This is a genomic window from Aeromonas sp. RU39B, from assembly GCF_900156095.1.
Classification (GTDB): domain Bacteria; phylum Pseudomonadota; class Gammaproteobacteria; order Enterobacterales; family Aeromonadaceae; genus Aeromonas.
In genome coordinates, this window is the sequence record NZ_FTMJ01000001.1 from 478,819 (window position 1) to 496,719 (window position 17,901).

Here is a 17,901-nt window from a genome sequence, read left to right on the forward strand (position 1 = left end):
CCTGCTGCGCTCGCGGTTAATGCGCTGTGCCAGCACGGCTGATGGTGATGCTGTGGGGGTCAACCCGGGTGACCCGTCCGCTCAGGCTGGCATGAATGGCAACGCCAAGGGCGTCGGCTTTGGGCTTGGCGATGCACTGACCGAGCGTGACTTCATCCCCTGCGCTGACCACCGCTTCAGCCGGCGCGCCGATGTGCTGTTGCAGCGGCAAGGTCACCTCAACCGGTTGCCAGTCGGGGCTTTCCAATGGCGCTTCATGATAGAAAGGCTCGAGCTGCAACCGGCTCACCAGTCGCTTGATCGGCACCATCCGGTATTCGGCCATCTGATCGGCCGGGCGCAGTTCACCCTGATAGCGGGCGCCCTGGGCACGCAGCTGCTTTTTCAGATACTGGTTGATGCGCATCGGCGAGATATCGACCGGGCAGGCGTAGCTTTCGCAGACGCTGCACTCCGAGCAGGTCAGTGCCGAGAGTAGCACGGAGGGATCGCCCACCTGGTTGTAGTTGACGGCGCGCACCAGCAAGTGCGGCGGTAACTCATGGCCGATGATGTGACGCGGACAGAGATCGGTGCACAGACCGCACTGCTCGCAGACGGTGCGGGCCATGTTGAAGATCACCTGATCGCTGCGTTGACGGCGCTCGATAATGAGGTGATCGGCAGGCAGCACCAGCAAGCCGCCGGTGGTCTTGGTCACCGGCGCATCCAGATCGGTCACCAGCTTGCCCATCATGGGGCCGCCGTTGATAAAAGCCGGATTGGGAATCGTTGGGCCACCGGCCAGTGCCAGCACGTCGCGCAGCGACACGCCAAGCGGCACCGTGACGGTGAGCGGATGGTGCACGGCGCCATTGACCGTGAGGGTGCGATGGGTAACCGGTTGGTTCTGCTCAAGCGCCGCCGCGAGGTTGATCAAGGTCTGCACATTATTGACCATCACCCCGATGCTGATGGGCAGCGCCCCGGCGGGTACCCGGCGGCCGGTGGCTTGCCAGATGGTGATCACTTCATCCCCGGCGGGATAAACATCCGGCAAGATATGCAGGCGCAGCGAACCGCCCATCAAGGGGGTGAGCGCGGCGATGGCGGGTTGATATTTGGCTTTGAGCGCAATAATCCCCTCGCGGGCACCAGTGGCGGCCATGCCATAGCGAAGACCGCGCACTAACTCGGCCGCCTGGCGCGCCATCAACTGCTGATCGACTTTCAGCATCGGCTCGCACTCGGCGGCATTGACCAGATAGATCTCGGCCTTGGCTTGCAGCTTCACATAGGTGGGAAAGCCGGCGCCGCCAGCACCGACGATGCCGGCATCGCGCACGCAGGTGGCGATGTGCTCGGCGCTATGGTGAGCCAGCACCTGGCTGACTTGCTGCTCGATGGCGCGTTGCAGTTCGCTCATAGGATGGCCTCGACCAGTTGGGCAATCTCGCTGTCCGTGACCGGGCAGGGGTTGGTCTTGAGGGTGCTGTCAGCCTGGGCGGCGCGCACAATATCGGGCAGGGCGCTGCGTACCTGCTCGGCGCCGATGTTGAGCGCCGAGAGGGTGGTGGCAACGCCCACCTGTTGCTGCAAGGCACGAATGTGGGCGATGAGCGCGGCCAGCGCCGTGGCATCATCGGCCGCATCCGGGCAGAGTCGGCAGCTTTTGGCCAGCCGGGTATAGCGCTTGAGGGCCCGCACATCCTTGCCGGCATTGAGGGCAATCACGCCGGTCAGCAGCAGGCTGTTGGCGAGCCCGTGGGCAATGTGAAACTGGCCGCCGAGCTGGTGGGCGATGGCGTGGTTCAGGCCCAGCCCGGCCTGACTGAATGCCATGCCGGCCATGGCCGAGGCGTTGTGCATCTTGCCGCGGGTCTGCAGGCATTCACCTTTCACGCAGGCGGTGGGCAGATACTGGAACACCAGATCGGCCGCCTTTTCGGCCAGCGCATCGGTAAAATCGCCGGCCGAACGCGAAACATACGCTTCCAGTGCGTGGGTCAGCACATCCAGTCCGGTATTGGCGGTGATGGCTGGCGGCACGGTGACCACCAGCGAAGGGTCGAGGATCGCCATGTCCGGATAGATGCTCTCGTCAAAAATCGGGTATTTGATCCCGCGCGACGGATCGCTGATGACGGTGGCGCTGGTCACCTCCGAGCCGGTGCCGCTGGTGGTGGGGATGGCGATGCAGGTCTCGATATCGTGCCCCTGCTGGCGGGCAAAATAGACAATCGCCTTGGCCGCATCGATGGCCGAGCCGCCGCCAAAGCCGATCACCAGCTGGGGCCGGAAATCGAGAAACTGACCAATCCCGCTCACCACCAGACCGATGCTCGGATCCGGGGTGATGTCGCTGTAGATCTGCACCAGATTGTGCGGCTCCAGCTGGCGGGTCAGGCGACCGATGGCCGGGCTCTTGGCAATGAAGCTGTCACACACCACCCACACCCGCTTGCCGTGAAAACGGCCGAGTACATCCAGGCTGTTGGGACCGCTGTAGATCTTGGTGCTGACGTAGAACTTGTTCATGTGCTTGTGTCCCGCTGGCCTTACCGGATGGAGAAACCGTTAGTCAGCACGCAGCGGCGCAGACGCCCGAAGGTTCTGGCCGAGGTGGTGCCCTCACCGGTCGGGGTGGCGATGGTGAAGGTGGTAAAGCCTTCGGCACCGACCCCGATCCCGGCGAACGAGGGGCCGTTTTTGACGAAGATCGAGGTCTGCATCAGGTGCGCCGCCTTGTTCAGGCGCGACACGTTTTGCGAGTGCATGATGGCGGTGTGATGCAGCCCATCTTCCACCTTGAGCGCCAACGCCAAGCCCTGCTCGAAGTTATCGACCCGCACAATCGGCAACACCGGCATCAACTGCTCGGTGACCACCAGCGGATCGTCGGCGGCTGTTTCGAGGATGATGAGCTTGGGCACCTTGGCCGGGACCGGCAGGCCGGCAGCTTCCAAAATCACCGCCGGACTCTTGCCCACCAGTTGCTTGTTGGCGGCACCTTTTTGGATGCACACCTCGCGCAGGGCAGCCATCTGCTGCGGGTCGGTGATCTGCAGCGCGCCATATTCGCGCATCTGCTGGATCAGTTGATCGGCCACGCACTCGACCACGATGACGCTCTTTTCCGCGATGCAGGGCAGGTTGTAATCCAGCGATGCACCGGCAATGATGTCGCGCGCCGCCTTGACGATTTCGGCGGTCTCATCGACCAGGCAGGGCGGGTTACCGGCCCCGGCACCGATGGTCTTTTTGCCGCTTTTCAGCGCCATGCTGACGATGCCCGGGCCGCCGGTGATGGCGAGCAGGGCGATGTTGGGGTGGGCCATCATCTGCTGGGTGGCCTCAAACGAGGGTTCGCGCACGGTGACAATCAGGTTGTGAATGCCGCAAGCCTTGAAGACGATGGCCTCCATGCGGGCGATCAGGTTGAGCGATACCTGCTTGGCGCCCGGGTGCGGGCTGAAGTAGATGGCATTGCCAGCGGCCAGCATGCTGATGCTGTTGTTGATGATGGTTTCGGTCGGATTGGTGCTGGGGGCTACCGAGCCGATGACGCCATAAGGGGAGTATTCAAACAGTACCATCCCTTCGTCACCGGTCAGGGCGGTGGTGACCAGATCTTCGATGCCTGGGGTATTTTCAAGGGCGGCGCGGTTTTTCAGGATCTTGTCGGCCGCATTGCCCATGCCGGTCTCAAGGGCCGCCGCTTCGGAGAGCTCCGGCAGGCAGTCAGCCAGGCCGGCGCGAATGGCAGCCACAATCGAAGAGCGGGTTTTGAGCGGCGCTTCCTGAAAGCGCTTGAAGGCGGCATGGGCGGCCTTGACGGCAGCATCCACGGTATCGAACAGCGCCACGCCATCGCTGGTGCACCCACAGGCCAACGCCGGCTGATCATCGTGTGACTGCAACTGCTCGGTAAGAATGGATCGGATCAGAGTTTCCAGTTCGGTGGTGTTCATTGTGCGTTCCCCAGTTGTAATCCTTGCATGGCAGCTTCGGCGATCTGCATGTCCTGCTCGACCGTGCCGCCGCTAATTCCGAGTCCTCCGGCCAGGCGTCCCTTCCAGTAGAGGGGATAGCCGCCGCCAAAGGTGACCACCTTGCCGCCGCTGCTCGCTTCGAGTTGAAACAGTGGCGCGCCCGGTTGAATGGCACTGCCCAGCAGATGGGTGGCAGTTTTGAGCGCGGCGGCGGTATAGGCCTTCTTGGGGGCCAGATCCAGGCTCACCAGCAGCGAATCGGGCATGCGATAGGTGAGAATGGGCTGACCGTGACGATCCACCACGGCAATCACCACCGGTACGCCCAGCTCGCTGGCCGCCTTGATGGCCTGCTTGAGCAGCTGGTGCAGCACGGCAAAGCCGGGATTGCTGTGATCAGGGTGTGCCGTGGTCGTATGGGGGGTGGCCGCTGCGTGCTGCGTCTGCGGCGCCGGCGTTTCGGCATCTAACGCAGCGCGGTAGCGGCGGATCACCTCGCTGATAACCTGCTCGGTGCTGGCGAGCTGATCTTCCTGACGAGCCAGGGCATAGAGGCAATCGGAGAGGCGGTTAAGGTATTGCAGCAGCGCCGGGCGCAGCGATGTGTGCGTGGCCAGCTCGACCATGCGCCGCTCGGCACGGCGCGCGATGGTGCGCGCCAGATGCAGGCGGCTGCCAGCTTCCGAGCGGCCGGGCAGTACAAAGCCGCGCACCGGTGGCAGGCTGGCCATGCAGCGATCGACCGCCTGCTCAAGTGCGGCGATATGCTCGCCGCCGATGCGAAGCGGTGCCGGGCCCTTGAGCTCGGCGGCCGGATCGGTAGCGAGCTCGGCACCGAGATAAAACAGCTGATATTGCACGGCTTCGAGCAGGGCGCGGTTATCGGCGCCGAGCGTTGCCCGCTCGGCCAGACTTAAGGCGGCATTGAGCTCGTCCACGGTGCCATAGGTATCGACCCGCAGGTCCGCCTTGCTGACCCGGCTGCCGCCGACCAGCGCCGTGCTCCCCTTGTCACCGGTTTTGGTATAGATGCTCATGACCGCTCCTAGGGTTGAACCAGGGTGCTGTTGACGGTGACCGTATCGACGATGGCGACCACCGCCAGATCGATCGCCTCGTTCGGTTCACCGAACACCCAGCGCGCCGAAGCGCCGCGGCAGATCAGCACCGTTTCCCCTTCGCCGGCGCCCACCGAGTCAACCGCCACCTCTTCGCGCAGGCGATCCTCATCGGGATGCTTGCCGTCGGCATTGACCAGCTGCACCAGCAGCAGTTTTTTGCCGATGAGGGAAGGGGACTTCTGGGTCGAAACGAGCGAGCCGATCACTTTGGCTAGTTGCATGATGGTGACTCCTGCCGGATCCAGTGGATGTGATGCTGGCGCAGCAGATCGCGAGCCAGCGGGGTCAGAAGAGTGTGCGGGGCGGTGAGTAACCAGGCATCGTGTAGCCCGGCCAGTTCACTGCGCCCGACCAGTTGACCGGCCTGCAGCATGACCGCAGTGCCGCGATGATCGCTCAGACTCAGCGGCAGGGCGCACAGCGCCTTGACTTGCAGCTGCGGCAGCAGTTGTTGATGCAGGCTGACGTGCACCTGTACCCCGAGCGACCAGGCTTCGTGCACGCTTTGCACGGCGCGCCAATCGCTGTCGGCACAGGCCAGCTGCTGCATAAAGGCGGCGGTCGGCTGCTGAATATGCAGATGGGCGTGGCGCACCCACACGGCAGCGTTTAGACCGCGTTCAAGATCATCCTGGCGCACCGCCAGCACCGAGCGTTCGCGCTGGCGCAGCAGCGTGACAATCTGCTCGACGATCTGCTCAATCTGGCTGGGGGCGAGGGTTGGCATGATCAGGCTCCCTGCAGCACGGCGTAAGCGGCCGCATCATCGGCGCCGGCAGCATTGGCTTCGTCGGTGTCCAGGTGCAGCTCAAGCACCATGTCCGGCGAGACCCGCACGGCCACATCGTCAAACACGGTTTTGCGTGACTGGCTGTGGATCGCCACCTGTACGCTATCCCCGTGCTTGACGCCGTAGATCAGCGCATCAAGCGGTGACATGTGCACATGGCGCAGGGCCACGATCACGCCGTGATCCAGCATCAGCTCGCCGTAAGAGCTGATCAGTTTGATGCCGGGCGTGCCGGTCAATTTGCCAGACAGGCGCAGGGGCGCATTGATGCCCAAGGTGCGGGCATCGGTGCGCGAGAGTTCGATCTGGCTCTCCCCACGCAGGGGGCCAAGAATGCGCACTTTTTTGATCATCCCCTTCGGGCCGACCAGGGTAACGGTTTGCTCACTGGCAAACTGGCCCGGTTGGCGCAGGGGTTTTTGCATGGTCAACGGCTGATTGGGAAACAGGACCCGATAGTCCTTCTCGCTTAAATGCACGTGCCGGTTCGAGATACCAAACGGCACAGGCCGTTGGCGCATCTCGGCAAGGACGTGGGTGACAGCCTGCTTGACCTGCTCCAGCTCTAACATGATCTTCAACCTCTTGCGTGAAGGCACTTACGACGAGGTTCTCCCTTCTGCCGGGGGCAGAGCGGGTCGTTGCACAGATTGCAGCTGGCCTTGGCGGGCGCCATCACTGCCGGCTGCGCTGCGTCTTGCAACGTCGGTTCGGCGTCGAGTTCGGCCGGTTGTTCGGCAACACTCTGCGTCATCTCGCTCGGCGCGATATCAGCGTGCGCGTCGCGCTGCAGCTCCCAGCTGCTGATCTGCTCAGGCTCACGCTCTGGCGCACAGGCGAGTGATACGTTCGGCGTCGGGAGCGGCTCGGGCTCATCGTCCACGGCCGGTGTCACCACCAGCTCAAAGAAGGTGGGCGCGGGAGATTCAAGCGCCGGGGAGAGCGGTTCGGAGTCGCTCACCTCGGTGCTGGTTGCGTCAATAGCGTGTAATTCGGCACTCGGTGCGTCGTCAGGCGCAGCCTCTTTGGCCGTTGCCTCGGTACTGGCCGGGACCGTCATCGCCATCACATGCTCATCGGCACGTGCCAGCACGGTCTGCGAAACCAGTCCGTCATGAACCTGTGCCAGAGCGGCGCCAGTAGAGAGTGCCGATTTGACGGCAGCCACGTCGCCGACCACCTTGATGGTCATCCAGCCGCCGCCGTTGGTCTTCTCCACGCCCGCCAGCCGGATTGCGGCTGACTTGGCCATGGCATCGGCCACCTCGACGGCCAGAGCCAGGCCGCGAACTTCGATTAATCCCAGTGACTGTTTCACGTTCAGCACCTCCTCCTGGCGGACACTCGATTACAGGCTTTTCGGCAGGATGTTCTCCACGTCGCTGTGCGGACGCGGGATCACGTGGCAAGACTGCACCTGACCGACGGCTTTGGCAGCCACGGCGCCCGCCTCAACGGCAGCTTTCACGGCGCCCACATCACCCCGCACCATCACGGTGACAAGGCCGGAGCCAATCTTCTCGTAGCCTACCAACTGCACGTTGGCGGACTTGACCATGGCATCTGCCGCCTCAATGGCGCCGACCAGCCCTTTGGTCTCAACCAGTCCCAATGCATTGTTCATTTGCGAACTCTCCAGCTGTTTGTGTTAACACGTTGAATTACATGGGTTTAAATGGCAGTCCCTTGACCAGTCTGGCCGCGTTGCTGCCCAGTGCCCGCAATACGTCGGGCGCTGCATGCGAGTCAGAGAAGCGATAAAGCGGGCTCTCCGGTCGCAGGTTCTTGTAGTGCACCACCAGCGCATCACGCTGGCAGGCAATGCCGACCAGCAGGGGCGAGAGCTGGGCGGCCTCATAGGCCGCTTCTTCCAGCCCGGCACTGCTGTGCTCGGCGGTGAGATAGGGAATCCCCTCTTCCTCAATGCCATAGAGCACCTCCTGCCAGTGGCTGGCGGGGCAGCCGGCGAGCAGGTGCACCAGGATCACCGGGCGCTCTTCGTAGCTGCTCATGACTGATGCTCCTGCAGGTAGGAGAGGATGAGACCGGTGGCCACCGCATTACGCGGGCCTTCGACGCCGCGGATGTTGCCGCGACCGGCCACCAGGTTGTAATGGGAGAGGGCATCGGTCACCAGTTGCGGCACCTCGAAATCGAGCGCCGAGCCGCCGACCAGCACCACGAACGGAATGTCGCGGATGTTGCCCGTGGGGCTCACTGACTGCAGGGCGCGCAGGGCGTTGGTGACAAACACCCGCTCCTTGGCCGAGCGGCGGATATTGCGCACCTTCTCAAGCAGCAATTCGCCGGGCAGCGGAATGAAGTGCCCCTCCTTGACCACCACCACCCGGGCAAACACGGCCGGCGGTAGCGGGGTGTCGAAGAACTGCACCGTGCCGTCTTCGTGACGCAGGTGGAACAGGCTCTCGACCTTGGCAAGCGGATACTTCTTGATGTCTTCGGCCAGATAACGATCGTCAAGGCCGAGCTCGGAGGCGATGATCATGGTCACCATGTCGCCGGCTCCGGCGAGGTGAGTGGCGACAATCTCGCCCTGGGTGTTGATGATGGAGGCATCGGTTGAGCCAGCCCCCAGATCCAGAATCGCCATCGGCTTGCTGGTGCCGGGGGTGGTCAAGGCACCGAGGATGGCCGCTTCTGCTTCGGCGCCGCCAATCTGCACCTGAATGTGCAGGGTGTGGTGGATCTCTTCGGCGATGCGCGCCATCTGCAGGTGATCGGATTTGACCATGGAGGCGATGCCGACCGCCTGCTCTAAGGAAAACTCACCAGCCAGTCCGCCCTGCACATTGACCGGAACGAAGGTGTCCACGGCCAGCAGGTCCTGGATAAAAATGTCAGAGGCGGGTTTGTTGGTCAGCTCGGCCATGGTCTGGCGCACGTTCTCCAGCATGCCACCTATGTTGCTGCCGGACTCGCCGGTCACGTTATCGAGCTGGCGGCAGCTGCGCACCGCTTGCATGATCCGTTCGCTGCCGTCGGCCACATCGACACTGGTGGTGCGGCCGTTGGCAAACAGCATCAGGTGCCCGGCCGGAATGGTGCGGGCTTTGACATCCCCTTGCGGGGTTTTGACCACCACGGCCGAGCGGGTACCAATCAGGGCGCGGGCGACCGGCACGATATTGCGGGTCTCTTCGGCGCTTAAATTGAACACGGTGGCGATGCCGTAGGGGTTGGAGAGCTGGCTGATGACCTGACCGGGGGAGGCGACCTCCACCGCGGCCGGCATGCCCATCGGAATGCGGTCGATGTAGCTCACTTCATCGACAATCGGAATGGGACGCTCGAGCCGGTTATTGACTAGCACCCCGTCGTCCCGCTGTAAAATGGCCGCTTCGATGCGGTATCCCGCCTTGCTGGCGGCGTTGATCATGCCGGCAATGTCGGCAAAATCGAGGGTGGCCGGTGCCACCACAATGTAAGGCTCGCCGGGCGAGCGGGTCAGCAGCTCGTCGAAGGTGATGGTGAGGCCAACCCCGAGCCCGAGTCCACCCGGGGTCTTGGGGTTGTGGCCAATCATGGTCGACTCGGTGATGATGGTTTCGGTGATGGTCTCCATCGCCACGTCACCAATTACCGGCGTTGCCTCGTTGATCCGAATCATGCTCAGATCGGTCAAGGCAATACCGGCTTTATCGACCAGCAGGTTGAGGGCTTTGTAGATGCCAAACAGGTTACGCTTGGTCCCCTTGATGCCGGTGGTCTCGGTCAACGCGCTGGCGACAAAGCGAAAATTGCCCTGTGCATCCCTGGCGCCGAGCGCCACTTCGGTTGACGAGTTTCCGATATCCACACCCACAATGTATTCCATCACCTGCTCCCACCTTGTTGTGAACTGCTGACCTGACGTCGGCTATCAGTCATCACCCTTGAGTTTCTTACGGGTCTGGTAGAGTCCGGCCGCCTGGCGCACAAACGCGGCGCAGATCTTGGCCTGGTACTTCTGCTCCAGCTCGTCAGCGATCGCTGTCAGCTCCTCTTTCGAGGAACGATAGGGGCGCAGGGCGTTGTAGATTTCGAGCACCCGTTCGTCCGGCACCGCAGTTAGCTCGGCGGCACGCTCGAAGTTCATGGCCAGGCGATCCCGGCCGGCACTGCGGGCAATGTCAGCCTGGATACGCAGGATCTCGGGCGTGATCCGCATATCCTGGGCGGTGATCTTGCCGCTCAGTACGCTCTCCAGCGTGATGTCGTCGAGGGTCTTGTTGGTTGCGGTTTTGACCCAGTCCGGATGCTTGTTGGCCAGCGGATAGTCGGCCACCGTGGCTGCCTGTTTACTGGCAGAGGGCGCCGAGATCACGCTGGAGGCACCTTGCAAGCTGTTCATCTTGCTCAGTACATCGCGGACCATGGATTCAATGGCTTCTGCATTCATCGTCATATCCTTCCGTTAAAGCGCCACCTTGAGTTCCTGAGCAGGTTTGCCGGTGACCACATGCTTGGTTTCCTTGATGTGGAGCACGGCAGACTTGGCCTGGTATTTCGGACGAGCCATCTGGTCGTTCAGAGTCGGCACCGGTTGCGGCGACTCACCCTTGGCGTACTTGGCGGCGTTCTTGCCGATCTGGCGATAGGTCTCCAGCGTGATGAGCGGTGCCTGCGGGAACAGCTCAAGGTTGGAGAGCGGCGGCAGACCACGCTGGTGAATGACCGTGGTGCCCTTGGACTGGATGCCGATGGCAATGCCGGAGCCACTCAGACGGTCCCCTTCCACGGCCACGAAGGCCACGTCGGAGGATTTGAAGCAGCGCACGACCCGAGCTTTAAGGCCCTCTTCTTCGATGCCGGCAATCACTTCGCGCAAGATCTGCTTGTGCGACACCCCGACGATGTTGGCCGTCTGGGAGAGACCGAAGGCCGGACCGACGGCGATCACCACTTCATCGCGGCTGGAGCCCGGACGGGCTTCGCCCATCTCGGTCAGAAAACCATCGGCTGTGGCCGCACTGGCCGGCGCAGCATGGAAAGAGACCGGTTTGTCCTGTCCCTGCATGCCTTGCAGCACTTCTTCGATGATCTGACGCAACAGTTTTTCATTGATATCAACCATGACACGTCTTCCTTATCCCAACTCGTTAGGGTCAAGCGCGTTCGGGATGTTCTTGATCTCTTCCCAGCGCTCACCTTCCAGGCGATAACCCGTACCCGGGCCGGCATAGTCGTTGACATCATTGACGGCAGAGAGCACTTGGTTGTTGCCGACGATGATGGCGGAGGTATGCAGGTAGTCGCCGGAGATCTTGGCCTTCTGGATGTTGAGCATGTCCTGGGCTACATCGGCAAAACCGCCTTGTGCCAGTGCCTTGACCACTTCCAGACCGTTGCGGTTGTGCTCGATGATCTCTTGCGCTGCCTTCAGGTCTTCGACGATGTTGCGCTCGGGCATATCTTTCGAGCCGTGGGCGTAAGTTGCGGCGGTGACTTCCTCATCGGTGATGGGGGGCAGACCCATGCCGGCAAACACGGCTTGCAGGGCGCGCGCGGCCTTGTTGCGCACGGCGACCACATCCTCTTCACGCACCGGACGCAGACCACCGTCGACTTTCAGGTCACGCTGGATGACGTTGTAGTCGTCGAAGTCTTCGGCATCCTCGTTGGAGCCGGCGAACATGTTGTCGTAGTTCGGGGTGGCGGAGTAACCGGAGGAGATAAAGTCGGTACCCGGCAGGAACTGCATCAGCATGCGGGCGGTACGGCGCATGTCGGAGTGGGTGAAGGTCTGGTCGTTACTCGAGGCGCATTCGAGGTCAATCGAAGCGCAGATGAGGTTTTCGGCCAGCACGGCGCGAATGCCTGACGGCACGGCCGAGGGCACACCGATACAGCTCACCGAACCGTTTTGCAGACCCTGCACACCGGCTGCCTTGGTGATGTAGATGCAGCGTGCTTCCAGATAGAGCATCGACTTGCCTTCGGCATAGCCCATCTGCACTTCCGAGCCGGAGCCCGAGGTAAAGCGCATCTTCAGGCCGCGCGAGGCGTAGGACGAGGCCAAAAATGCCTTCGACCAGGGGGTGTCATCACCGTCGGTGAACACCGGCTCGGTGCCGTATACCGAGATGGTTTCGGCGTAGCAGGTGTGGCCGAGCATACCGAGTTTGAGCTCGGTGGCCTCTTCCAGGGAGCACTGGGTCAGCACGCCCGGACGACCGACTTGCGAGCCAACCAACAGGGCCATGGCGTTGAACGGGGCATAACGGGCCACCGCGACGGTGGTCTCTTGCTCGTCAAAGCCGCGGAAGGCGCCTTCGGCCGCATCGGCAGCGATTTGCACCGGGTTATCACGCACGTTGGTGACGTGAGCTTGCTGTGACGGGGTGCGGCGGGCACGCATCTTCTGCATGGCCATCATCATCTCGACCACGTTCATGTGCGACATGACTTCGACGATCTTGGCCGGGGTCATGGCGGTGGTGAGCGGGATGATCTCCTTGCGCGACACGTTGGGGTCGCACAGCATGTTGGCCAGCTTTTTCGAGTCCATGGCGATGACCTCTTCGGCCCGCGCCAGGCTGATCCCGTAGTTGGCAATGAAGTGGTCAATCAGGTCAAACTGGGCCTTAGGCTTGCCGTCGAGCTCGACAACTTCCCCATTGACGATCTTGATGGAGGGTTTCGGATCGTTGGGGCTGTCCATGGCAATGAAGCCTTCTTCGATCCACTCTTTGACAAAACCGTCCTGGTTAACCGGACGTTTTGCCAACGCTTCAAATCTCTTCGATCTCATGGAAAAACCTCACATGCGTGCTCAGATGTAGGAGGGGCGGGTGTTGGTCGGTTCATCCCCCAGAGCGCCGAGCAGGGTTTTGCCGATCTCGCGAGCACTGATCACGGCCTGACGCACTGCACCCGAGTCGCCAGAGATGATCAGAATGACTTCGTTACTGAAGCTGGTGCCGTGAGCCGGGCTGCTGTAGGCCACCACGTCCACGTTGGCAGATTTGACGGCGGTATCGGCCATCAGCACACCGATGGAGGCGGGAGCGCCGACGATGACGCCGCAGGATTTGCCGAGCGGAGAGCCGAAGGCTTTTTCCAGGGCATAGCTGGCCCGCGCTGTGTATTGCAGCTCGATGTGGCCGGCGTCGTTGGCGTAGACATCACCAAAGGTGCGATCCAGCTCTTTGAGCGCCACTTCGACGGCGCGTTTGACGTCGGAGACATCTTCACCACCAAACACGATGAGGGAGCCGTGACCGGCGCCACCCTTGGTGTCACGCGGCAGCTCGATGGAGACCACTTCCGTGTTGGTACCCTTGACGGCTTCGTCGGCGGCCATGATGTGCGGGCCGGCCCCGGTGCGAGCACCGAGAATGCCGATGGAGCGATAGCGTTTTTCCAGTTTCATCGCGTCAAGCAACTGTTGATCGACGTTAGCAATCACCAGACCAATGGTGTCGCCTATCGCAGTACCAACGAACTCGGTGACGCTGCAGGTTTTCTCAGCCATGTTTGTGCCTCGTGCTGTCTCTTGCAAAGCAGTAACTTGTGGGGATCCGGCCGCAGTTTTTTCGCTCACTTTCGCCATCACCTGGGCCATGATGTGTTCGACCAGGTTGTCGCTACTCATTGGTTAAGTCCCTTTGGCAGAATTTTTTCGACATCGGTGTGTGGACGCGGGATCACATGGGTCGCAACCACTTCACCCACATTGGCAGCGGCCTGTGCGCCGGCATCAGCAGCAGCCTTGACGGCAGCCACATCACCGCGAACGATGACGGTGACCAGACCAGAGCCGATCTTTTCGTAACCGACCAGTACCACGTTGGCGGATTTCACCATGGTGTCGGCCGCTTCGATGGCGGCGGTCAGTCCGCGGGTCTCCACCATTCCTAACGCTTCTTGTTGCATGTGAACCTCGACTAGAGCTTGTAGAAATTGGCAGGCTGACTATACGAAGACGATTTGCAAAAGAATGGCTGTCCTGCGCAGTTGCACCGGGAATAATTGGGAATGGCGTATGAAAAAATTGGCGTGAAGATGAGCGAAAGCGGGATTTGCCTAGGGATGGGCGCGATAACGGCGATAGCAAATTCAGGACAGGGGGCGTGCGCAAAAATTAAAAATAGAGAGTGACAGGGATTTTTTTATGTGGTATTTGCGTGAAGTTTGTCCTCGCGTTTTAGTTGACTCTCCCCGCTGACGTTTTCTGTTTGCGTCCCCACTTTTCAGAAAATGCGAAGTAATTAACACAATTGGTAATTGGCCAGCGCAAGAAAGTAGTATTTCAGCAATTTATCTAACCGCTTGTTACTGGTAATGAAAACAGCGGCGCCTGTCGTCTTATGGCTAATTTTTAGCATGACAGTGCGATTTTTTGCCTCTGCTGAATGTCAGCTAGACAAAAAAATTCATCGCCGCATCGATATAGTGTGCCTGCAACGCTTTGAAGGGACGACAGGGCACGCAGTTCATGTGTAGTCAAAGCCTGCCGGCGCCTGTGTTCTCGGGAACTGCCATAGAAAAGGACTCAAAAATGGACCAATCACTTCGATCACAATGTATTGCCGAGTTCATGGGGACCGGCTTGTTTATCTTTTTCGGTGCCAGTTGTCTGTGCGCCGTTAAATTAGCCGGCGCCAGCTTTGGCCTGTGGGAAATCTGTATTGTGTGGGGGCTGGGGATTGCCTTGGCAGTCTATTTGACTGCGGCCGTTTCCGGTGCACACCTCAACCCGGCAGTCACTATTGCCCTGTGGTTATTTGCCTGCTTTGATGGCAAGAAAGTCATACCCTATATCATTTCGCAAACGGCCGGTGCCTTTGGCGGTGCGCTGGTATGCTTTGTGATTTATTACAATCTGTTCGGTACTTATGAAACGGCCCACCAAATGGTGCGTGGGTCGCCGGAAAGTCTCTATCTGGCCAGTATATTCAGCACCTTCCCCAATGCGGATATTTCTGTTTGGCAGGCTGCATTGGTTGAGGTGATTATTACCTCGATATTAATGTGCCTTATCATGGCGCTGACTGACGATGGCAACGGTGTCCCCAGAGGCCCGCTGGCCCCGCTGCTCATCGGTGTGCTGGTGGCCGTGATTGGTGCCGCCACGGGCCCGCTGACCGGCTTTGCCATGAATCCGGCCCGTGACTTTGGACCCAAGCTGTTTACCTTCCTGGCCGGTTGGGGCTCGGTGGCCATGACCGGAGCCCGCGATATTCCCTATTTTATCGTGCCGATTGTGGCACCGATTATCGGCGCTTGCCTCGGCGCGGCCTGCTACAAGATGTTGATTGGTAAAAATCTGCCCTGCAATGCCTGCAAGGTGTAATCACAATTCGCTCTTTCTTCCTCGTGAGCACTGGCCATCCCGATGGGTGGCCAGTTTTTTACATGGGCAACCGATTCACCTTGTTGACGCCATCACGTTACACTGGTGCCACATTTTCCCGGGGGAACAGAGGCAATGAGAAATCAGGAACGGCATCAGGCGCGTCAGCAGCGTCGCCAAGAAGCGGTGGCCGAGCGTGTGCGTCAAGCCACCGAAGAGCGGGGCCTGCTGCTGGTGATCACCGGCAACGGTAAAGGTAAATCGACCGCTGGCTTTGGCTGCGTGCTGCGGGCGGTGGGCCATCAGCAGAAATCGGTGGTGGCCCAGTTTGTCAAAAGCGACAAGTGGGATGACGGGGCGCGCCGGGTGCTGGAGCAGTGCGGCGTGCTGTTTGCTTTAATGGGCACCGGGTTTACCTGGGATACCCAGAATTTCGATGCCGACAAGGCGGCTGCAGAAGCGTTATGGGAGAAAGTAGAAGGCTGGCTTCGTGACGAGAGCATCGATTTGGTGATGCTCGATGAGCTCACCTACATGATCACCTATCGCTATCTCGATCTGGAGCGGGTTATGGCGGCTTTGCAGGGGAGACCTGCACATCAACACGTCATCATCACCGGCCGTCAATGCCATCGCCAGTTGCGCGAACTCGCTGACACGGTAAGCGATATCGACAGCGTCAAACATGCCTTCGATGCCGGCATCAAGGTGCAAAAAGGGATCGATTACTAAGGCGTGACGGGGTCAACTCACCCGGTTGCGTCCTGCGTGTTTTGAGCGGTAGAGGCGGGTATCGGCATCATGGATCCACTCGTCTATCGAGTGGAACTGTCGGGAAAACGCCGCTACCCCCACGCTGATGGTAAAACAGATCGCCTGCCCGTCATGCTCGAAGCGGTGCTGCGCTACCTGCTCGCGACAGCGATCCATGATCTTGACCGCCAACTCCCGTGTTGCACCCTTGAGCAGCACAATAAACTCCTCACCGCCAATGCGGGCGATGATGTCGATATCGCGAAACTGGCCTTGTAGCAGGTGGGCTAACTCTTTGAGCACCAGGTCACCGACCAGATGGCCATACTCATCGTTAATCTGCTTAAAGTGATCGATATCGAGCAGCGCCAGAGAGCTAGTGGGTAGATCTGACGATTCGTCTTCCAGATGGCTGAACAGCACATTGGCGTGTTCGAAAAAGCTGCTGCGATTGGGTAATCCGGTCAAAAAGTCGTGCTCGGCATTAAAGCGCAGGGTGTTTTCGATAAGGCTGCGCTCATCTTCTAGGGTGCGGGCGTGGATCAGCGTACCCAGCGTGGTCACCAGCGGCGTGAGCAGAGCGATCAGCTCATCATCAAATCCGCCGGGGCGGTTGGCCAGCCCAATCATGCCGATCACCGAATCCTGATAACGGATTGGAATGCCGAGAAACGAGGTCAGCGGCGGGTGGCCAGTCGGCATGCCGCGACTGGCAACATGTTGGGTCGGTTCGTTGGTACACACCTGAGTGTTGTGGGTGATGACATGGCCAAACAGGTTATCGAGATCGCGAAAAACCAATCCGCCCCGTTGCCGCTGCAACTCGTACCATTGACGGGTTTGCTCGTCCCAGCTGAGGTTGGTGATGCTTGGCACATGCAGCACCGGGCACGCCTCTTCCTGATGAACAATGCCGATAAAGCCGAATTCGCTGCCGGTGACCCTCAGCAGAGGGTTAAATATTTTGTCGCAGGCACAGGCCAGATCCCGATCGAGCAGAAAGCTATGGTGTGCGGTCAGCATAATATCGAGAATGGCGCGCTGATCGCTGGCGATGATCTCCAGTTTGACATTGTGGGTGATGTCGTAGGCGTATTTGATCACCTTGCGCACCACCCCATCGCCGTCCAGCACCGGGTTGTAGGAGGCCTGGATCCAGAATGGGTGACCTTGCTTACCCAGCCGGCGAAAGCGGCCGCTGACCAGCTCGCCGCGGCGCAAGGTTTCCCAAAATTGCTGATAGTGTGGCGAGTCAGCAAAAGAGGGTTCGCACAGTAGTCGGTGTGGTTTGCCGATCAGTTCATGGCGTTCATAGCCGGTCAGCTGGCAGTAGTTGCTGTTGGCATCCAGCACGGTGCCATCAAGGCTGAATTCGATCACCGCCTGGGAGCGATAGAGCGCGCTAAGACGCGATTGCTGCGCGGCCTGCTCGTTACGGCTTTGGGTGATGTCCAGCGCCAGCTTGATCACGCCGAGCAACCTCCCTTGCGGATCGGTGATTGGCGTATAAGAGGCGTGGATCCACACCTCTTTACCGCCCTTGCCAATTCGCTTGAACTCACCAGACTCGAGGCGTCCGGCCAGCACCTCCTGCCAGAAGCCATTGTGCTGTGCCCGATCGGCGGGCGTTAGCAGCATAGTGTGCGGTGCGCCGATCAACGCCTCTTTGCTATAGCCGACAAATGAGCAAAAGAGCTCGTTAGCCAGCACAATCGTGCCTTCAAGATCGAATTCAACTATGCCGTAGGCGCGATCGAGGGCAACGAGTTTGGCCTGAGCATCATAGCCCAGCAGATCGGGGATCCGGGTGCGATTGGCCTGTAACATGGCACTCCATCGGGTAGTCACATCTCCCATTAGGTATAGCCATGATTAATCGGTAATACATCCGGATCTGATACAAACAAAATTGCCCTCAGCCCAGCGGGATGATGGTCTTGCTGTGGGGCGTAAATGGCCGACTGCCGCGCC

The 17,901-nt window shown here is 60.3% G+C and carries 19 protein-coding genes; 2 read left to right on the top strand and 17 right to left on the bottom strand.

The window, feature by feature from the left end; all coding sequences use genetic code 11:
- Positions 1 to 16: 16 nt before the first annotated feature.
- Genes BW958_RS02080 through pduA form a run of 16 tightly spaced genes read right to left on the bottom strand, consistent with a single transcriptional unit; the run spans position 17 to position 13,757 of the window.
- Entirely contained in the window at positions 17 to 1,405 is a 1,389-nt protein-coding gene (locus BW958_RS02080; protein WP_083687216.1) for a 4Fe-4S dicluster domain-containing protein, read from the bottom strand.
- Positions 1,402 to 2,517, bottom strand: coding sequence for a 1-propanol dehydrogenase PduQ (locus BW958_RS02085; protein ID WP_076573819.1), 1,116 nt, complete (start codon positions 2,515 to 2,517; stop codon positions 1,402 to 1,404). Before BW958_RS02085 ends, BW958_RS02080 begins: the two co-directional genes overlap by 4 nt.
- 20 nt (positions 2,518 to 2,537) lie before the next feature.
- Positions 2,538 to 3,950, bottom strand: coding sequence for an aldehyde dehydrogenase family protein (locus BW958_RS02090; RefSeq protein WP_076573821.1), 1,413 nt, complete (start codon positions 3,948 to 3,950; stop codon positions 2,538 to 2,540).
- Entirely contained in the window at positions 3,947 to 5,008 is a 1,062-nt protein-coding gene (locus BW958_RS02095; protein WP_076573823.1) for a cob(I)yrinic acid a,c-diamide adenosyltransferase, read from the bottom strand. Before BW958_RS02095 ends, BW958_RS02090 begins: the two co-directional genes overlap by 4 nt.
- A gap of 8 nt (positions 5,009 to 5,016) precedes the next feature.
- Positions 5,017 to 5,313 carry a EutN/CcmL family microcompartment protein gene (locus tag BW958_RS02100; RefSeq protein WP_076573825.1) on the bottom strand — a complete coding sequence of 99 codons (297 nt, stop codon included), beginning with the start codon at positions 5,311 to 5,313 and terminating at the stop codon, positions 5,017 to 5,019.
- Positions 5,304 to 5,819 carry a PduM family microcompartment protein gene (gene pduM / locus BW958_RS02105; protein WP_076573827.1) on the bottom strand — a complete coding sequence of 172 codons (516 nt, stop codon included), beginning with the start codon at positions 5,817 to 5,819 and terminating at the stop codon, positions 5,304 to 5,306. Before pduM ends, BW958_RS02100 begins: the two co-directional genes overlap by 10 nt.
- A gap of 2 nt (positions 5,820 to 5,821) precedes the next feature.
- Entirely contained in the window at positions 5,822 to 6,454 is a 633-nt protein-coding gene (locus BW958_RS02110; RefSeq protein WP_076574107.1) for a phosphate propanoyltransferase, read from the bottom strand.
- Positions 6,455 to 6,459: 5 nt separating this feature from the next.
- Positions 6,460 to 7,200, bottom strand: a complete 741-nt coding sequence (locus BW958_RS20610) for a BMC domain-containing protein (RefSeq protein WP_083687220.1) — start codon at positions 7,198 to 7,200, stop codon at positions 6,460 to 6,462.
- Between the two features lie 30 nt (positions 7,201 to 7,230).
- On the bottom strand, positions 7,231 to 7,506 hold the full coding sequence (gene pduJ / locus BW958_RS02125; RefSeq protein WP_076573830.1) for a propanediol utilization microcompartment protein PduJ: 276 nt from the start codon (positions 7,504 to 7,506) through the stop codon (positions 7,231 to 7,233).
- 37 nt (positions 7,507 to 7,543) lie between these two features.
- The gene (locus BW958_RS02130) at positions 7,544 to 7,894 is read right to left on the bottom strand and encodes a glycerol dehydratase reactivase beta/small subunit family protein (protein WP_076573832.1); all 351 of its coding nucleotides are present in this window, start codon (positions 7,892 to 7,894) and stop codon (positions 7,544 to 7,546) included.
- On the bottom strand, positions 7,891 to 9,717 hold the full coding sequence (locus tag BW958_RS02135) for a diol dehydratase reactivase subunit alpha (RefSeq protein WP_076573834.1): 1,827 nt from the start codon (positions 9,715 to 9,717) through the stop codon (positions 7,891 to 7,893). Before BW958_RS02135 ends, BW958_RS02130 begins: the two co-directional genes overlap by 4 nt.
- A gap of 45 nt (positions 9,718 to 9,762) precedes the next feature.
- Positions 9,763 to 10,281 (bottom strand): propanediol dehydratase small subunit PduE, encoded by a 519-nt coding sequence (pduE, locus tag BW958_RS02140; protein WP_076573836.1) that lies wholly within the window; start codon positions 10,279 to 10,281, stop codon positions 9,763 to 9,765.
- A 15-nt stretch (positions 10,282 to 10,296) separates the two neighbouring features.
- The gene (locus tag BW958_RS02145) at positions 10,297 to 10,956 is read right to left on the bottom strand and encodes a propanediol/glycerol family dehydratase medium subunit (protein WP_076573838.1); all 660 of its coding nucleotides are present in this window, start codon (positions 10,954 to 10,956) and stop codon (positions 10,297 to 10,299) included.
- Between the two features lie 12 nt (positions 10,957 to 10,968).
- Positions 10,969 to 12,633 carry a propanediol dehydratase large subunit PduC gene (gene pduC, locus BW958_RS02150; protein ID WP_076573839.1) on the bottom strand — a complete coding sequence of 555 codons (1,665 nt, stop codon included), beginning with the start codon at positions 12,631 to 12,633 and terminating at the stop codon, positions 10,969 to 10,971.
- A gap of 21 nt (positions 12,634 to 12,654) precedes the next feature.
- Positions 12,655 to 13,476, bottom strand: coding sequence for a propanediol utilization microcompartment protein PduB (gene pduB / locus BW958_RS02155; protein WP_076573840.1), 822 nt, complete (start codon positions 13,474 to 13,476; stop codon positions 12,655 to 12,657).
- Positions 13,473 to 13,757 carry a propanediol utilization microcompartment protein PduA gene (gene pduA / locus BW958_RS02160; protein ID WP_076573841.1) on the bottom strand — a complete coding sequence of 95 codons (285 nt, stop codon included), beginning with the start codon at positions 13,755 to 13,757 and terminating at the stop codon, positions 13,473 to 13,475. Before pduA ends, pduB begins: the two co-directional genes overlap by 4 nt.
- A gap of 625 nt (positions 13,758 to 14,382) precedes the next feature.
- Here pduA and BW958_RS02165 point away from each other — a divergent pair.
- Together BW958_RS02165 and cobO are read left to right on the top strand one after the other, a co-directional pair.
- Positions 14,383 to 15,177 carry an MIP/aquaporin family protein gene (locus BW958_RS02165; protein ID WP_076573842.1) on the top strand — a complete coding sequence of 265 codons (795 nt, stop codon included), beginning with the start codon at positions 14,383 to 14,385 and terminating at the stop codon, positions 15,175 to 15,177.
- A gap of 135 nt (positions 15,178 to 15,312) precedes the next feature.
- On the top strand, positions 15,313 to 15,909 hold the full coding sequence (cobO, locus tag BW958_RS02170) for a cob(I)yrinic acid a,c-diamide adenosyltransferase (RefSeq protein ID WP_076573844.1): 597 nt from the start codon (positions 15,313 to 15,315) through the stop codon (positions 15,907 to 15,909).
- Between the two features lie 12 nt (positions 15,910 to 15,921).
- Here cobO and BW958_RS02175 read toward each other — a convergent pair whose 3' ends face one another.
- Positions 15,922 to 17,757 carry a sensor domain-containing diguanylate cyclase gene (locus tag BW958_RS02175; RefSeq protein WP_076573846.1) on the bottom strand — a complete coding sequence of 612 codons (1,836 nt, stop codon included), beginning with the start codon at positions 17,755 to 17,757 and terminating at the stop codon, positions 15,922 to 15,924.
- Positions 17,758 to 17,901: the final 144 nt, after the last annotated feature.

What these genes read in the sequence shown, in the direction of transcription:
- BW958_RS02080 (WP_083687216.1), bottom strand. Translation starts at nt 1,405, where the DNA reads ATGAGCGAACTGCAACGCGCCATCGAGCAGCAAGTCAGCCAGGTGCTG.
- BW958_RS02085 (WP_076573819.1), bottom strand. Translation starts at nt 2,517, where the DNA reads ATGAACAAGTTCTACGTCAGCACCAAGATCTACAGCGGTCCCAACAGC.
- BW958_RS02090 (WP_076573821.1), bottom strand. Translation starts at nt 3,950, where the DNA reads ATGAACACCACCGAACTGGAAACTCTGATCCGATCCATTCTTACCGAG.
- BW958_RS02095 (WP_076573823.1), bottom strand. Translation starts at nt 5,008, where the DNA reads ATGAGCATCTATACCAAAACCGGTGACAAGGGGAGCACGGCGCTGGTC.
- BW958_RS02100 (WP_076573825.1), bottom strand. Translation starts at nt 5,313, where the DNA reads ATGCAACTAGCCAAAGTGATCGGCTCGCTCGTTTCGACCCAGAAGTCC.
- pduM (WP_076573827.1), bottom strand. Translation starts at nt 5,819, where the DNA reads ATGCCAACCCTCGCCCCCAGCCAGATTGAGCAGATCGTCGAGCAGATT.
- BW958_RS02110 (WP_076574107.1), bottom strand. Translation starts at nt 6,454, where the DNA reads ATGTTAGAGCTGGAGCAGGTCAAGCAGGCTGTCACCCACGTCCTTGCC.
- pduJ (WP_076573830.1), bottom strand. Translation starts at nt 7,506, where the DNA reads ATGAACAATGCATTGGGACTGGTTGAGACCAAAGGGCTGGTCGGCGCC.
- BW958_RS02130 (WP_076573832.1), bottom strand. Translation starts at nt 7,894, where the DNA reads ATGAGCAGCTACGAAGAGCGCCCGGTGATCCTGGTGCACCTGCTCGCC.
- BW958_RS02135 (WP_076573834.1), bottom strand. Translation starts at nt 9,717, where the DNA reads ATGGAATACATTGTGGGTGTGGATATCGGAAACTCGTCAACCGAAGTG.
- pduE (WP_076573836.1), bottom strand. Translation starts at nt 10,281, where the DNA reads ATGAATGCAGAAGCCATTGAATCCATGGTCCGCGATGTACTGAGCAAG.
- BW958_RS02145 (WP_076573838.1), bottom strand. Translation starts at nt 10,956, where the DNA reads ATGGTTGATATCAATGAAAAACTGTTGCGTCAGATCATCGAAGAAGTG.
- pduC (WP_076573839.1), bottom strand. Translation starts at nt 12,633, where the DNA reads ATGAGATCGAAGAGATTTGAAGCGTTGGCAAAACGTCCGGTTAACCAG.
- pduB (WP_076573840.1), bottom strand. Translation starts at nt 13,476, where the DNA reads ATGAGTAGCGACAACCTGGTCGAACACATCATGGCCCAGGTGATGGCG.
- pduA (WP_076573841.1), bottom strand. Translation starts at nt 13,757, where the DNA reads ATGCAACAAGAAGCGTTAGGAATGGTGGAGACCCGCGGACTGACCGCC.
- BW958_RS02165 (WP_076573842.1), top strand. Translation starts at nt 14,383, where the DNA reads ATGGACCAATCACTTCGATCACAATGTATTGCCGAGTTCATGGGGACC.
- cobO (WP_076573844.1), top strand. Translation starts at nt 15,313, where the DNA reads ATGAGAAATCAGGAACGGCATCAGGCGCGTCAGCAGCGTCGCCAAGAA.
- BW958_RS02175 (WP_076573846.1), bottom strand. Translation starts at nt 17,757, where the DNA reads ATGTTACAGGCCAATCGCACCCGGATCCCCGATCTGCTGGGCTATGAT.